Genomic DNA, 15,140 nt, shown 5'->3' on the forward strand with positions numbered 1-15,140 from the left:
ACGATCACGAGGCGGAGCATCGTCCGGCGCTTTCGGGGTAAAGGGCGTACATGCGCCAGATGATCGGCAGGTTCCTCGGCCGGTTCCAGGCGGCGGGCGGGGCCGGGGCGCGCAGGGTGCGCGCCGGACGGGCCCGCTGGCCGTGGTTCGACCATCTGGGCCGCGCGTACCGGCGCTACCAGGACTGCCGCGGCGACAGGCTGGCCGCCGCGCTGACCTCCTACGCCTTCCTGTCGTTCTTCCCGCTGCTGGCGCTGGCGTACGCGCTGCTCGGCTACCTGGTCGGGGTGAGCGAACCGGCCCGCGACTACTTCGTGCACGCGGTCGACGGGCTGCTGCCCGGCCTGTCGGAGCGGCTCCAGGTCGAGCAGATCGCCCGGTCCAAGACCGCGGTCGGCCTGGTCGGCCTGGCCGCGCTGCTGGTGACCGGGCTGGGCTGCGTCCAGATGCTGCGCGAGGCGCTACGCGTGATCTGGCGGAACCCGGCGCAGCCGGGCGGCAACTTCCTGACGAGCCGGCTCCGGGACGCCGGCGTCCTGCTGTTCCTGGGCGGGATGCTGATCGCCGGGGTGGCCGTGTCCACGGTGACGACGACGGCGACGCAGACGGTGCTGGGCTGGCTCGGCTGGGAGGGCGTCACCGGAGCGGGCGTCGCGCTGCGGCTGCTGTCGCTGGCGGTGGCGATCTTCGTCGACGCGGTGGTGTTCCTGGTGCTGTTCTCCCGGCTGTCGGGCACCCGGGCGCCGTGGCGGACGATCTACCGCGGCGCGCTGTTCGGCGCGCTGGGCTTCGAGCTGCTCAAGCAGGCCGCGGCGCTGCTGCTGGGCCGGGTCACCGGCAACCCGGTGTACGCCTCGTTCGCCGTGCTGGTCGGGCTGATGATCTGGATCAACATCGTGTCGCGGTTCCTGCTGTTCGTGGCGGCCTGGACGGCGACCCGCCGGGCCGTCCTCGGCGCCGACGCCCCGGACGTGGACACGCCTGACGTGGACGCCCCGAATGGAGGCCCGGACGGAGCCTCGGCCGGGGCCGCCCCCGAAGCGCACGAGGCGCCCGAGGCGGACGAGGCGCACCGGCGGCAGCGCGCGCCGGATCGGAAGTCGCGTGATCACGGCGTGCCCGGTCAGGACCAGAAGGCGTCGTCGGCGTACTGATCCTCGGCCAGCGTGCGGATCTCGGTGATCCGCCCGTCCTCGATCCGGAAAACGTTCACCGCGCGGCCGTCCAGCACCTTGCCGGGACGCTCGGCGTAGGTGTGGACGAGCGCGACGGCGTAGTCGTCGCCCGCCATGACCGCGTACGGTTCGGACCGGAACGTGCCGCCCGACAGCTCGAACACCCGGACGTAGAAGCCGAGCACCTCCGTGGGCGTGCGGTACTCGCCGCACAGCGGGCCGCGGCCGAGCACGCGGTGCACGACCCGTTCGTGCAGCAGGGAGCGGATGATCTCCATGTCGCCCTTGGCGAAGGCGATGTAGCCGTCGCGGATCAGGATCGTGTTGGGGTGCTCTCCCGCACCCGGGGACGCGTGGACTCCGCCCGGGGGCGCGTGGACGTTGTGAGTGGACACGGCGGTTCCCTCCACAGCGGCACCGGCCCGCCGTCCAGGCGGCGACGCGGTGACCGGCGCCAGTCACGAGGGTAAGTCCGCGACCGGAGCCGCCACCAGTGAGGAGGGCCTTACCCTCCAGTCTTACCGCTGGTCAGGGAGGGGTGCGTGCCCGATCGCGGTCAGCGTTCGTCGGCGCCGACGGGCTCCGGCGGGGTGTCGTCCGGCTCCGGCGGGACGTCGTCCGACGCTTCGGCGCGGCGGCGCCGCATGTCCAGCACCAGCACCCCTCCGGCGACGCCCACGGCCGCCGCGCCCCCGGCGACGAGCAGCCCCCAGCCGCCGGCGGAGTCGTCGCCGGTCACCGGGTTGGTGGGCAGCAGCTTGTGGGCGTTCGGGGCGTGCTTCTTCGGCGGGTTCAGGTCGCCGGGCGGCACCAGCGTGCCCACCGGCTGCACCTTGCCGGACGCCGCGAAGCCCCAGTCGAGCAGCTCGGCCGCCGGCCGCGTCGGCTGCTCGTCGGCCCGCATCAGGGAGATCACGATGGTGCGGCCGCCGCGCTCGGCCGCCGCCACGAACGTCTGCCGGGACGCGACCGTGTAGCCGTTCTTGCCGCCGATCATGCCCTTGTACGCCTGGGACTGCCCCGGGAGCATCCGGTTGTGGGTGTGGATCGGGTACCCGCCGGTCTTCTTGCCCCGCTTGCGCTCCTTCTTGGTGGGCGGCGCGGGGAAGTCGTGGTCGATGGTCTCGGTGTACTTGCGGAAGTCGGGGACCTTCAGGCCCTCGCGCAGGATCAGCGCGAGGTCGTAGGCCGAGGTGTGCTGGGTCTTGACGGTCAGCCCGAGGTCCTTGTCCAGGCCGTTGGGGGAGCCGGCGAGGGTGTCGTGGGCGTTGATCCGGCGGGCCTCGGCGTTCATGTCGGCCAGGGTCTTCTGGACGCCGCCGTTGGCCTGCGACAGGCCCAGCGCGGCGTCGTTCGCCGACATCATCATCAGCGCGTAGAACATGTCGGAGACCTTGTACTGCATCTTCGTGGTCATGCCGACCTTGGTGCCCTCGACGTCGCAGGTGGCCTGCGTGGGGCGAACCAGCTGCGCCGGGTTCAGCTTGCGGACCAGGGCGAGCGTGGTGAGCGTCTTGATGGTGCTGGCGGGCAGGTACTGGCCGTGCGGGTCCTTGGCGGCCAGCACCTGGCCGCTGCCGGCGTCGGCGATCAGCCACGAGGAGGCGCCGATCTTCGGTGCGGCGGGCACCCCGGCCGCCTGGTTGACGATCACGCCCTTGCCGCCGAGCCTCGCCCCGCCGACCGGTTCCTTCGGCTTGGCGGGATCGGGTGCCCGCCCCGCGCCGGGAAGGCGGCCCGGGAGACCGCCCGGGACGCCGTCCGGCGCGGCGTGCGCGGCCGGTGCGTCCAGCGGCGCGGTGAGGGACGCGGTGACGAGCGGCACGGCGAGTGCGGCCGCGGACCGTCCTGAACGCCTCATGACCGTACCTTCGAGGACTGTGCAGTTGAGGACTGTGCCGGCAGTGGCTGTGCTCGCAAGCTTCCGCTCCTCGTTCCGGTCGCCCCGCTCCAGCAGAGTAGAAGACTAGCGACGTACCCGGAAGAACGGGCATCCCGTTGATCGAACCGCGCGTCATGGCGCGCGGTCGCCGTGCGGCTCGCCGCTCGGCGGCGATCATCCCCCGGCCGGCGCACGCTGACACGTTCCGACATGACTCCATTACTCGGAGTTGTCATATCGATTTCCGGACGGGCGGACTAGTCTGTTTGAGTCACGTCGTGCTGGTTGTTTGATGACCGAAAAGGGTGACAGGGCGTGATCGTCGCCCGTCCGGACGAGTCAAATGATCCGCATAGGGCATGGTTTCCCGATGGGTGGCGGGCACTGGGCGCCATCATGGTGGCGACCCCCCGGCCTGGAGCCGAGTTGTTCAGGCTTAGGGACCCGCTGGCTGAATTGCGCCACGTGCCACGCATCGACCTGCGAGGATTGTGGACGGAGGTTGGCCGTGGCCATTGACTTCAACCCATCGCGCGGTGCGACGCTGGGCGTGGAGTGGGAACTCCAGCTCATCGACGCGCAGACGCGGCACCTGCGGCAGGACGCCCGCGAGGTGCTGGCCGCCCTGCCGTCGCTGAGCGAGGGCGGGGACAACCCCAAGATCCGGCACGAGCTGATGGAGTCCACGGTCGAGATCGTGACCGACATCTGCCACACCGTCGGGCAGGCCAAGGACGACCTGGCCGCCACCGTGGCCGAGCTGCGCACCGCCGCCGCCGCGCGCGGGATCACGCTGGCCTGCACGGGCACCCATCCGATCAGCGACTGGCGGGACGCGGTCATGGCGCCCGTCCAGCGCTACGCCGACCTGCTCGAGCAGATGCAATGGCTGGCCCGCCGGATCCAGACCTTCGGCGTGCACGTGCACGTCGGCGTGTCCGACGTGCACAAGGCGATCCCGATCGTCAACGCGCTGTCGGCCTATCTGCCGCACTTCCTCGCCCTCACCGCGTCCAGCCCGTACTGGAGCGGCAACGACACCGGCCTGGCCTCCAGCCGCGCGGTGGTCTTCGGCCAGCTGCCCACCGCGGGGCCGCCCCACCTGCTGGACGACTGGGCGGCCTTCGAGGATTACATGGACACCTTGCTGCGTGCGGGTACCATCCGGAGCATCAAGGAGGTGTGGTGGGACATCCGCCCGCATCCTGATTTCGGCACCGTCGAGATCCGGATGTTCGACGGCATCCCCACCATGCGGGAGCTGGGCATGGCCGCGGCACTCTGCCAGAGCCTGGTCACGCTCTTCGAACAGCAGCTCGACCGCGGCTACACGCTGCCGCGGCCGGCCGCCTGGGTGGTACGCGACAACAAATGGCGCGCCACCAGGTACGGGCTCGACGCCATCGTCATCACCGACGACGCGGGCAGCACCGCCCCGCTCCGCGACGATCTCTACGAGCTGATCCGGGAGCTGGAGCCGGTCGCCGACCGGCTCGGCTGCGCCGAGGAGCTCAAGGTCGCCACCGAGGTACTGGAGTACGGGGCGCCGTACGAGCGCCAGCGCGCGATCCGCGCCGAGGGCGGCACCGTGTCGGACCTGGTCGACGCGGCGATCATGGAGTTCGAGCAGGACAGATTCGTCACTTTCGGGGAGGTCGCCCATGCCGGGACCTGAGGATCCCGGGCCCGCCGATCCGGCGCGGCGCGGCGACCAGGGCCAGGCCCCGGGACGCGGCGGGCGCGACGGCGACCGGCCGGGGGCGCGGCCGGCCGATCCGGCGGGCAGGCCGCCGGATTCCGGGCCCGCGGGCGCCGGAACCTCAAACGATCAGACCAACGGGCGGACGCCGTTCGGCGCCGCCTTCGCTCAGGGGGCGCAGATGACCCAACCGGGACCCGGGGTGATGCCCGGCCTTGAAGCACCCACCGCTCCGGCGGTGGCGCAGGCGGAAGACCAGAGCATGGCGGGCGGCGGCGCCGCGGACCCGGGGGCGGCCGGCCCGGCCGGCGTCCCGGACCGGTCGCGCCCGCCCGCGCGGAACGTCCCGGCCATGCTGGGCGGGGCGGCGCTGCAACTCCAGCTCGACGCGTTCCTGACCGACCACGAGGACGCGCTCATCGCGTTCCGCCGCGACCTGCACATGCACCCGGAGCTGGGGTACGCCGAGCACCGCACCACCCAGCGGATCGTCGAGCGGCTGGCGGCGGCGGGGCTGCGGCCGCGGGTCCTGCCGCAGGGCACCGGCCTGATCTGCGACGTGGGCCCCGAGGACGGCCCCACGATCGCGCTGCGGGCCGACATCGACGCGCTGCCGCTGCAGGACGAGAAGGAGGGCGTGCCCTACCGCTCGACCGTCCCGGGCGTGGCGCACGCATGCGGCCACGACGTCCACACCACGATGGTGCTGGGCGCGGGACTGTTCCTGGCGCAGCAGGCCCGCGCGGGGCTGCTGCCGGGGCGGGTGCGGCTGCTGTTCCAGCCCGCCGAGGAGACCCCTGGCGGGGCGCTGGACGTCATGGCGGCCGGGGGCATCGCCGGGGTCGACCGGGCGTTCGCGCTGCACTGCGACCCGCGCGTCGAGGTCGGCCATCTGGGATTGCGGACCGGCCCCATCACGGCGGCCTGCGACAAGGTCTACGTGAAGGTCACCGGTCCGGGCGGGCACACCGCGCGCCCGCACCTGACCGCCGACCTGGTGTACGCGCTGGCCAAGATCGTGACCGAGCTGCCGTCGGCGCTGTCCCGGCGGGTCGACCCGCGCTCCAGCCTGTCGCTGGTGTGGGGCCGGGTGTCGGCGGGGTCGGTGGCCAACGCGATCCCCGACGACGGCATCGCCGAGGGCACCGTCCGCTGCCTGGACGACGAGGCCTGGCACCGGGCGCCGGAGATGATGAAGTCGCTGCTCCAGTCGGTGGCGGCGGCCTACGACGTGGAGGCGTCGCTGGAGTACGTGCGCGGCGTGCCGCCCACGGTGAACGAGGCCGACAGCGTGCAGATGTTCCGGGACGCGGCCGCGCAGGTGCTGGGCGAGGACGCCGCGGTGCCCACGCCGCAGAGCCTGGGCGGCGAGGACTTCGGCTGGTACCTGGAGTCGATCCCGGGCGCGCTGGCCCGGCTGGGCGTGCGGGCCCCCGGCTCGTCCGGCGAGTACGACCTGCACCGCGGCGACTTCGACGTCGACGAGAGCTGCATCGCGGTCGGCGTGCGGGTGCTGACCGCCACTGCCCTGACCGCGCTGTGGGACGGCGGCCGTCCGGGCGACGCCGAGACGACCGTGGAAGGCGCCGCCCTGGCCTGACCCCGTCCCCCGCGGGCTGCTTTCTCCCCTTCCTCCCGCCTCACGGTCCCCCGCGGCTTCCTCCCTGGAAGCGCCGCATCTTTCCGGGATCAGTGTCCGTGTCCTGACCTGTGGTGATCTATTCCTACGCCTTGGTAACGGACGCGTTGCGAAACGATGCAGCGTGGGCGTTATCCGTGTTTTGCGGGGTAGCGTCCGATCGATTTCAGGGGAACGGAAGGAGCGCTGTCTTGCGCCGTGGAATGAAGATCTCGCTCGTCACTCTGACGGGCGCAGCGCTGACCCTCAGTGCTGCCGGGTGCGGCGGCAAGAAGGCCTCCGATTCGGAGGGCGGGGGCGGCAAGAAGTCGCTGAAGGTCGGGCTGGCCTTCGACATCGGCGGCCGCGGCGACCAGTCGTTCAACGACTCGGCCGCGGCCGGCCTGGACCGGGTGAAGAGCACCCTGAACATCACAACGGAAGAGATCTCCGCAAAACCCGACGAACCGGACGCCGATAAGGAATCCCGGCTGCGGCTGCTGGCCAACAAGGGCTACAACCCGGTGATCGGTGTCGGCTTCGCCTACACCAACGCGGTCAACAAGATCGCCAAGGATTTCCCCGACACCAGGTTCCTGGTGATCGACGCGGACCAGTGCAAAGTGCAGGGCGCCAACGTGCTGGGCGCCTGCTTCGCCGAGAACCAGGGCTCGTTCCTGGTCGGCGCCGCCGCCGCGCTGAAGTCCAAGAGCAACACCATCGGGTTCATCGGCGGTGTGAACGTGCCGCTGATCCAGAGCTTCCAGGCCGGGTACGAGGCGGGCGCCAAGCACGCCAAGCCGGGCATCAAGATCCTGCCGGCCAAGTACCTGACCCAGCCGCCCAACTTCGACGGCTTCAAGAACCCGGCGCTGGGCACCGAGGCCGCCAAGGGCCAGCTGGACGGGGGCGCGGACGTGATCTACCACGCCGCGGGCGGCGCCGGCATCGGCGTGATCAAGACCGTCGGCGCGGACAAGAAGTGGGTCATCGGCGTCGACTCCGACCAGTACAACCTGCCCGCGGTGGCCGAGGCCAAGGACCACATCCTGACCTCGATGGTCAAGCGGGTGGACCTGGCCGTCTTCGACTTCGTCAAGTCGGTCAGCGACAGCACCTTCAAGCCCGGCACGAAGAAGTACGACCTGACCAACGACGGCGTCGGCTACGCCACCTCGGGCAACAAGGTGGACGACGTCAAGGCCAAGCTCGACGGCTACAAGGCCGACATCGTGGCCGGCAAGATCCAGGTCCCGTCCAAGCCCTGACCGGACGTCCGGGCCGCGCGGCCGTGCCCGCCCCCGGCGCTCCCTCCCCGGAGGGCGCCGGGGACGCGTGCATTCGCCGGCGCTCCGGCACTACGATCCGGCGGCGGACGCCGACAGCCAGTCAGGAGGGGCACTCGTGCCTGAGGAGATGCCGGCCGTACGGCTGACATCGATCACCAAGCGCTTTCCGGGCGTGGTGGCCAACCGCGACGTCGATCTCACCATCGAGCGCGGCGAGGTGCACGCGCTGTGCGGGGAGAACGGCGCCGGCAAGTCCACGCTGATGAAGATCCTGTACGGGATGCAGCGGCCGGACGAGGGCACCATCGAGATCGACGGGAAGCGGGTGGTGTTCCGCACTCCCGCCGACGCGATCGCCTGCGGCGTCGGGATGGTCCACCAGCACTTCAAGCTGGCCGACAACCTGACCGTCCTGGAGAACGTGATCCTGGGCGCCGAACCCCGCCGCGGCGGGCGGATCGACTTCGCCCGCGCCCGGACGCGGATCAAGGAGATGTCGGAGCGGTACGGCCTGCGCGTCGACCCCGACGTGCTGGTGGAGTCGCTGGGCGTGGGCGACCGGCAGCGGGTGGAGATCCTCAAGGTGCTCTACCGGGGCGCCCGGGTGCTGATCCTGGACGAGCCCACCGCGGTGCTGGTGCCGCAGGAGGTCGACGAGCTGTTCGGCAACCTGCAGGAGCTGCGCGCCCAGGGCCTCACCGTGCTGTTCATCTCGCACAAGCTGGACGAGGTCCTGTCGGTGGCCGACAGCATCTCGGTGCTGCGCCGCGGCACCACGGTCGCGACCCGGCTCGACCCGCGCGAGGTGACCTCGCGGCGGCTGGCCGAGCTGATGGTCGGGTCGGAGCTGCCGACGCCGGAGCTGCGCGAGTCCACCGTCACCGAGGACGTCCAGCTCCAGGTGAGCGGCCTGACCGTGCTCACCTCCGAGGGCCGTCCCGTGGTGGACGAGGTGTCGCTGCGCATCCGGCGCGGCGAGATCGTCGGGCTGGCCGGGGTGGAGGGCAACGGGCAGAGCGAGCTGATCGAGACGATCATGGGGATCCGTTCCGCGGACGCCGGGACGATCACCTACGGCGGCGACGACATCACGCACTGGCCGACGCGCCGCCGCCGCGAGGCCGGGATCGCCTACATCCCCGAGGACCGGCACCGGCACGGGCTGATCCTGGAGGGGGCGCTCTGGGAGAACCGGATGCTGGGGCACCAGACGCGGCGTCCCAACGTCCGGGGCCCGTGGGTGGACCGGCGGGGCGCGCGCCGCGACACGACCCGGATCGTGCGCGAGTACGACGTCCGCACCCCGGGCATCGACGTGCCCGCCGCCGCGCTGTCGGGCGGCAACCAGCAGAAGCTGATCGTGGGACGTGAGATGTCCGGCGATCCGCACCTGCTGATCGCGGCGCATCCGACCCGCGGCATCGATGTCGGCGCGCAGGCCGCCATCTGGGAGTACCTGCGCCAGGCCCGCGCCGCCGGGCTGGCCGTCCTGCTGATCAGCGCCGATCTCGAGGAACTCATCGGTATGTCGGACACCCTGCACGTGATCCTGCGCGGCCGCCTGGTCGCCGAGGTCGATCCGGGCACGGTCACCCCCGAGCAACTGGGCTCGGCGATGACCGGCGCGGTGGACGGGGCGGACACGTGAGCGAGCGCGAGGACGTCCCCGAGAAGGTCGACACCCCGGAACCGGCCGCGGTACCCGCCTGGAAGGCCGTCCTGCAAGGGCTGGGGCCGAGCGGGCTGGGGCTGCGGATCGGGGCGCCGGTGCTGGCGCTGCTGATCTCGCTGCTGATCACGATGGGGCTGCTCCGGGTGACCGGCGCGGACCCGTTCAGCTCGATCACCAGCATGATCGACTACGGGACCACCGACAACTCGATCGTCGACATCCTCAACCGTGCCACCCGCTACTACCTGTCCGCGGTCGCGGTGGCGATCGGGTTCCGGATGGCGCTGCTGAACATCGGCGTGGACGGCCAGTACCGGCTGGCGGCGATGCTGTCGGCGGCGCTGGGCGGCGCGCTGACGCTGCCCGCCCCGATCGGCCAGTTCCTGGTGATCGTGGCGGCGATGCTGATCGGCGGGCTGTGGGCCGCGATCGCGGGCGTGCTCAAGGTCACCCGCGGGGTCAGCGAGGTGCTGTCCACGATCATGCTGAACGCGATCGCGACCGGCCTGATCGCCTACCTGCTGAACGACCAGCGGCTGGCCGAGGTCCGTCCGGGCAGCAACAACGTCGCGACCGCGCCGGTCCCGGAATCGGGCCGGGTGGGCCCGTTCAACGACGTGCTGACCGCGCTGTTCTCCGGGCCCGGGCTGATCGTGCTGCTGATCGCCGGCGCCGCTCTGATCTTCTACTCCGCGCACCGCCGATCCGGGGACGGCCAGGGCGCGGGACTGGTCCGGGGCGCGGTGGGCGCGGTGCTGTTCATGGTGGTCACCGCCCTGGTGGTCGCGCCGGTGCTCTCCGACCTGCCCGGCCAGGTGTACGGGCTGCTGCCGATGGCGGTCGTGGTCGGGGTGGTGTTCTGGGTGGTCGTCAACCACACCCGGTTCGGCTTCGACCTGCGGGTCTCCGGGCTGTCGCCGACCGCGGCGCAGGCCAGCGGGGTCAGCGCGCGCCGCATGATCGTCATCACCATGGTGGCGTCCGGCGCGGTCGCGGGCCTGATCGGGATGCCCGAGCTGCTGGGCGCGTCCTACGAGTACTCGCTGAACTTCCCGGCCGGGCTGGGCTTCACCGGGATCACGGTGGCGCTGCTGGGCCGCAACCATCCGGCCGGGATCGCGCTGGCGGCGCTGCTGTTCGCCTTCCTCGACCAGACCTCCGACGTGCTCCAGGAGGTCGACGTGCCCAAGGAGATCGTCGGGGTGATGCAGGGCGTGGTCGTGCTGACCGTCGTCATCGTCTACGAGCTGGTCCGGCGCTGGGAGATCCGGCTGCAGCAGCGGACCGTGGCCGACGAGCTCGCCACCGGACACGACCTCGCCGCCAAGGGGGCCGCCTCATGAGCAGTGTGACCACCGCGGCCGAGACCAAGGTCAAGGCACTCGGCCGGAAACGGCGGCTGCGCTGGCCGCACTACCTGCTGCTGGCGGCGGCGCTGCTGGTGCTGCTGTCGCTGGTCCGGGTGCTCACCGGCGCGGACGACGTCACCTCCGGCGGCACGGTCAGCGCGTCGCTGCGGCTGGCGGTGCCGATCTTCCTGGCCGGGCTCGGCGGGCTCTGGTCGGAACGCTCGGGGATCATCAACATCGGCCTCGAAGGCATGATGATCCTCGGCACCTGGACCGGGGCCTGGGCCGGCTTCCAGTGGGGTCCGTGGGCCGGCGTGCTGGCAGGGATCATCGGCGGCGCGCTGGGCGGGCTGCTGCACGGGGTCGCGACCATCTCGTTCGGCGTCGACCACATCGTCTCCGGTGTCGCGATCAACATCCTGGGACTGGGCCTGACCCAGTTCCTGGCCGGGCTGATCTTCAACACCGGCGAGGCGAAGGCGCTGGGCGGCGGCCCCCGGCAGTCGCCGCCGGTGGAACCGATCGGGACGCTCACCGCGCCCGTCCTGTCCGGCGGCGAGATCTTCGGGTGGAAGAGCCCCGACGTGCTGGGCCCGCTGGAACGGCACCACTGGTTCCTGGTGTCGGACGTGGCCGGGATCCTGCGCGGCCTCACCACCGGCATGTCGCTGCTGACCCTGCTGGCGCTGCTGCTGATCCCGCTCAGCTTCTTCGTGCTGTGGCGGACGGCGTTCGGCCTGCGGGTGCGCTCGTGCGGCGAGGACCCGTACGCGGCCGAGTCGCTCGGCGTGAACGTGTACCGGATGAAGTACGCGGCCGTGATGATCTCCGGGGCGCTGTCCGGGCTGGGCGGCGCGTTCCTGGTCACCGTGGCGTCCCCGGTCTACCAGGACGGCCAGACCGGCGGCCGCGGCTTCATCGGCCTGGCCGCGATGATCTTCGGTAACTGGCGGCCCGGCGGGATGGCCGCCGGCTCCCTGCTGTTCGGCTACACCGACGCGATGAACGTGCGCGGCGGCGGCGAGGCGGTGCACGCGCTGCTGCTGTTCGTGACCGTGATCCTGGTCGCGGTGGCGGGCTGGCAGCTCTCCCGCGGCACCCGGCTGCGCCCGCAGGTCACCACCGACCTGGACCGGCGGCACGTCCGCAACGCCTTCCTGGGCGCGGCGCTGGCCGCGGCCGCCGCGGCCGGTCTGCTGGTCTGGTTCCTGCTCAGCGACACGGTCCCGGGCGAGCTGGTGTCGTTCACCCCGCACCTGACCACCCTGCTGGTCCTGGCGCTGGCCAGCCAGCGCCTGCGGATGCCCGCGAGCAACGGCCAGCGGTACCGGCGAGGAGAAGCACGCTGATGGAGATCGACTGGGAGGCCCTGCGAGCGGCGGCCCGCGCGGCCATGGGCCGTGCGTACGCGCCGTACTCCGACTTCCAGGTGGGCGCGGCCGGGCTCACCGGCGACGGGCGGATCGTCACCGGCTGCAACATCGAGAACGCCTCGTACGGCGTCGGCCTGTGCGCCGAGTGCAGCCTGATCAGCGCCCTGTACGGGGAGGGCGCCCCAGGACGTCCGCGCCTGCTCGCGGTCGCCGTCGTGGACCGCAACGGCACGGCGCTGATGCCGTGCGGCCGCTGCCGCCAGCTGCTGTACGAGCACGGCGGCCCGGACATGCTGCTGGAGACCGTCAGCGGCATCCGCCCCATGTCGGAGGTGCTGCCGGACGCCTTCGGCCCGGACGACCTGAGGAGCCGCTGAGTGGACGCCATCGATGTCATCCGCGCCAAGCGGGACGGCGGCGAGCTGACGCCCGGGCAGATCGACTGGGCGGTCGCCGCGTACACCCGCGGGGAGATCGCCGAGGAGCAGATGTCGGCCCTGGCGATGGCGATCCTGCTGAACGGGATGAGCCGCCCAGAAGTCTCCCGCTGGACCCAGGCGATGATCGGCTCCGGTGACCGGATGGACTGGTCGGCGCTGGACCGTCCCACCACCGACAAGCACTCCACCGGCGGCGTCGGCGACAAGATCACCCTGCCGCTGGCGCCGGTCGTCGCGGCGTGCGGCGCGGCCGTTCCGCAGCTGTCGGGCCGCGGCCTCGGCCACACCGGCGGCACCCTCGACAAGCTGGAGTCGATCCCGGGCTGGCGGGCGTCGCTGAGCACCACGGAGATGCTGGACGTCCTGAAGACCACCGGCGCAGTGGTGTGCGCGGCCGGCAGCGGCCTGGCCCCCGCCGACCGCAAGCTGTACGCCCTGCGCGACGTCACCGGCACGGTCGAGTCGATCCCGCTGATCGCGTCCTCGATCATGTCCAAGAAGATCGCCGAGGGCACGGGGGCGCTCGTCCTGGACGTCAAGGTCGGCTCGGGCGCGTTCATGAAGACGCCCCGGGACGCCCGCGAGCTGGCCGAGACCATGGTCGGCATCGGCACCGACCACGGCGTCCGCACGGTCGCCCTCCTCACCGCGATGGACCGCCCGCTGGGCAACGCGGTCGGCAACGCGGTCGAGGTCGCCGAGTCCATCGAGGTCCTCTCCGGCGGCGGCCCGCCCGACGTCGTCGACCTCACGATCGCCCTGGCCCGCGAGATGCTCGCCGCCGCCGGCCTGGACGGCAAGGACCCGGCCGACGTGCTCCAGGACGGCTCGGCCATGGACGTGTGGCGCCGCATGATCAGCGCCCAAGGCGGCGACCCGCACGCCCCGCTGCCGGTCGCGCGCGAGTCGTACGAGCTCACCGCCCCGTCCGCGGGCGTCGTCACCCGCCTGGACGCCTTCGGCGTCGGCGTGGCCGCCTGGCGGCTGGGCGCGGGCCGGGCCCGCAAGGAGGACCCGGTGTCGTTCGGCGCCGGGATCATCTGCCACGCCAATCCGGGCGACAAGGTCGCCGAGGGCGCGCCGCTGCTCTCCCTGTACGCCGACGACGTCTCCCGCTTCCCCCGTGCCTTGGAGGCCCTCGAAGGCGCAATCGAGATCGTCGATGAGGGCGTCCCCGACCTGGACCCCCTCATCCTCGACCGCGTCTCGGCCTGACCGAGGCCGAGCGCGCCGCTGCGAGGACGGGCCCACGCTCGTCCAGGAGTGGAACGCCATCCGTTAGGCCACCGGCCAGACCGTGATCGGCTTGCCGTCGGCGGTGCGACCGGCGGCCGCCACGCGCGCTCACGCGGATGCGTGTCGAGGCGGTCTCTGGACGGTCCTCCTTGTCGTGGTGATCAGACAGGACGCCACGGAACGCAAACAGAGGAGGAGACTCATGTCCACCATCAGCGGCATGGGCGAGGCTGGCCGTGAACCGGACTTCCTGCACCGAGGGGGCGAGGCACTGATCGACTTCCGTCGGGACCTCCATGCCCACCCCGAAACCGGGTACCAGGAATTTCGCACCACCGAGCGCATCCGCGCCCGGCTGGCCGCGGCCGGTCTAGAGCCGAAGATCCTGCCCGGGGGCACCGGGCTGATCTGCGACATCGGTCCCAACCGAGGACCGGTGGTGGCGCTTCGGGCCGACATCGATGCCCTGCCCATGCCAGACGAGAAGAACGTGGTGTACCGCTCAACCGTCCCTGGTGTCGCGCACGCCTGCGGACATGACGTGCACACCACCATCCTGCTGGGCTTGGGATTATCCCTGGCTCCGCAGGCCGCAGAACTCACGGGACGAGTACGGCTGCTGTTCCAGCCCGCCGAGGAGGTCCCCGGTGGCGCCAGGGACGTGATCGAAGCCGGCGGCATCGAGGGTGTGGAGCGCGTCTTCGCGCTGCACTGCGACCCGTCGATCGAGGTCCGCCAGGTGGGCCTGGTCACCGGTCCGATCACGGCGTCATCCGACAAGGTCCAGGTGAAGGTCACCGGACCGGGCGGGCACACTGCGCGGCCGCACCAGAGCGTCGATCTGGTGCAGACGGTGGCCACGTTGGCGACCGATCTGCCCGCGGCATTGTCGCGGCGAATCGATCCTCGCTCCAGCCACGTGCTGGTCTGGGGACGGCTCTCGGCCGGATCGGCGGCCAACGTCATCCCCGGCGAGGGAGAGCTGGAGGGAACACTGCGCTGCCAGAGCAACGAGACACGAAGCCAGGCTGAGCAGATCCTCCGGGACCTGGTGCCCCTGGTCGCCAAGGCCTACAAGGCCGAGGCGGACCTGACCTATGTGCGCGGCGTGCCGCCCACGGTCAACGATGAAGCCAGCATCCAGATCTTCCGTGAGGCCACTGAACGGGCGCTGGGTAAGGCCGCGGCCGTCCCTACCATGCAGAGCATGGGCGGGGAGGACTTCGGTCTCTACCTGGAGTCGATCCCGGGCGCCTACGTTCGGCTGGGCGTGCGCACTCCGGGTTCGAGGAAGAAGTGCGACCTGCATCGCGGCGATTTCGACGTCGACGAGGGCTGCATCCCCGTAGGCGTCCAGCTGCTGCGGGCCGTGGCTCTGACGGCGCTCGGCCAGTGACGGTCAGATAG

Annotated in this window: 12 protein-coding genes; 10 read left to right on the forward strand and 2 right to left on the reverse strand. The window is 71.6% G+C overall.

The genetic code is table 11. The features are described from left to right. The first annotated feature begins 50 nt into the window (after window positions 1–50). The gene (locus tag ABD340_RS40660; RefSeq protein WP_344596614.1) at window positions 51–1,154 is read left to right on the forward strand and encodes a YihY/virulence factor BrkB family protein; all 1,104 of its coding nucleotides are present in this window, start codon (window positions 51–53) and stop codon (window positions 1,152–1,154) included. Here ABD340_RS40660 and ABD340_RS40665 read toward each other — a convergent pair. Next, the gene (locus tag ABD340_RS40665) at window positions 1,124–1,570 is read right to left on the reverse strand and encodes a nuclear transport factor 2 family protein (RefSeq protein WP_344596615.1); all 447 of its coding nucleotides are present in this window, start codon (window positions 1,568–1,570) and stop codon (window positions 1,124–1,126) included. The two genes, ABD340_RS40660 and ABD340_RS40665, sit on opposite strands and share 31 nt — an antisense overlap. A 161-nt stretch (window positions 1,571–1,731) precedes the next feature. After that, on the reverse strand, window positions 1,732–3,036 hold the full coding sequence (locus ABD340_RS40670; protein ID WP_344596617.1) for a D-alanyl-D-alanine carboxypeptidase family protein: 1,305 nt from the start codon (window positions 3,034–3,036) through the stop codon (window positions 1,732–1,734). 529 nt (window positions 3,037–3,565) lie between these two features. Here ABD340_RS40670 and ABD340_RS40675 point away from each other — a divergent pair. From ABD340_RS40675 to ABD340_RS40715, 9 genes are all read left to right on the forward strand, one after another. Then, on the forward strand, window positions 3,566–4,732 hold the full coding sequence (locus ABD340_RS40675) for a glutamate--cysteine ligase (RefSeq protein ID WP_344596618.1): 1,167 nt from the start codon (window positions 3,566–3,568) through the stop codon (window positions 4,730–4,732). 376 nt (window positions 4,733–5,108) lie between these two features. Continuing rightward, window positions 5,109–6,356, forward strand: a complete 1,248-nt coding sequence (locus tag ABD340_RS40680; RefSeq protein WP_344596798.1) for a M20 family metallopeptidase — start codon at window positions 5,109–5,111, stop codon at window positions 6,354–6,356. Between the two features lie 230 nt (window positions 6,357–6,586). Continuing rightward, window positions 6,587–7,642: a BMP family lipoprotein gene (locus ABD340_RS40685; RefSeq protein ID WP_344596619.1), complete on the forward strand. Its 1,056-nt coding sequence runs from the start codon at window positions 6,587–6,589 to the stop codon at window positions 7,640–7,642. 148 nt (window positions 7,643–7,790) lie between these two features. After that, window positions 7,791–9,311 carry an ABC transporter ATP-binding protein gene (locus tag ABD340_RS40690; protein WP_344596800.1) on the forward strand — a complete coding sequence of 507 codons (1,521 nt, stop codon included), beginning with the start codon at window positions 7,791–7,793 and terminating at the stop codon, window positions 9,309–9,311. Next, the gene (locus ABD340_RS40695) at window positions 9,308–10,678 is read left to right on the forward strand and encodes an ABC transporter permease (RefSeq protein WP_344596621.1); all 1,371 of its coding nucleotides are present in this window, start codon (window positions 9,308–9,310) and stop codon (window positions 10,676–10,678) included. The genes ABD340_RS40690 and ABD340_RS40695 overlap by 4 nt, the downstream gene beginning before the upstream one ends. After that, window positions 10,675–12,033, forward strand: a complete 1,359-nt coding sequence (locus ABD340_RS40700; protein WP_344596622.1) for an ABC transporter permease — start codon at window positions 10,675–10,677, stop codon at window positions 12,031–12,033. The genes ABD340_RS40695 and ABD340_RS40700 overlap by 4 nt, the downstream gene beginning before the upstream one ends. Continuing rightward, complete coding sequence (locus tag ABD340_RS40705) at window positions 12,033–12,434, forward strand: cytidine deaminase (protein WP_344596624.1); 402 nt, start codon at window positions 12,033–12,035, stop codon at window positions 12,432–12,434. The genes ABD340_RS40700 and ABD340_RS40705 overlap by 1 nt, the downstream gene beginning before the upstream one ends. Beyond that, window positions 12,435–13,712 (forward strand): thymidine phosphorylase, encoded by a 1,278-nt coding sequence (locus tag ABD340_RS40710; RefSeq protein WP_344596626.1) that lies wholly within the window; start codon window positions 12,435–12,437, stop codon window positions 13,710–13,712. Window positions 13,713–13,953: 241 nt separating this feature from the next. Further along, window positions 13,954–15,129 (forward strand): amidohydrolase, encoded by a 1,176-nt coding sequence (locus ABD340_RS40715; protein WP_344596802.1) that lies wholly within the window; start codon window positions 13,954–13,956, stop codon window positions 15,127–15,129. The last annotated feature ends 11 nt before the right edge of the window (window positions 15,130–15,140 follow it).

The sequence above is a fragment of the Actinomadura vinacea genome (genome assembly GCF_039532545.1).
Lineage (GTDB): Bacteria > Actinomycetota > Actinomycetes > Streptosporangiales > Streptosporangiaceae > Spirillospora > Spirillospora vinacea.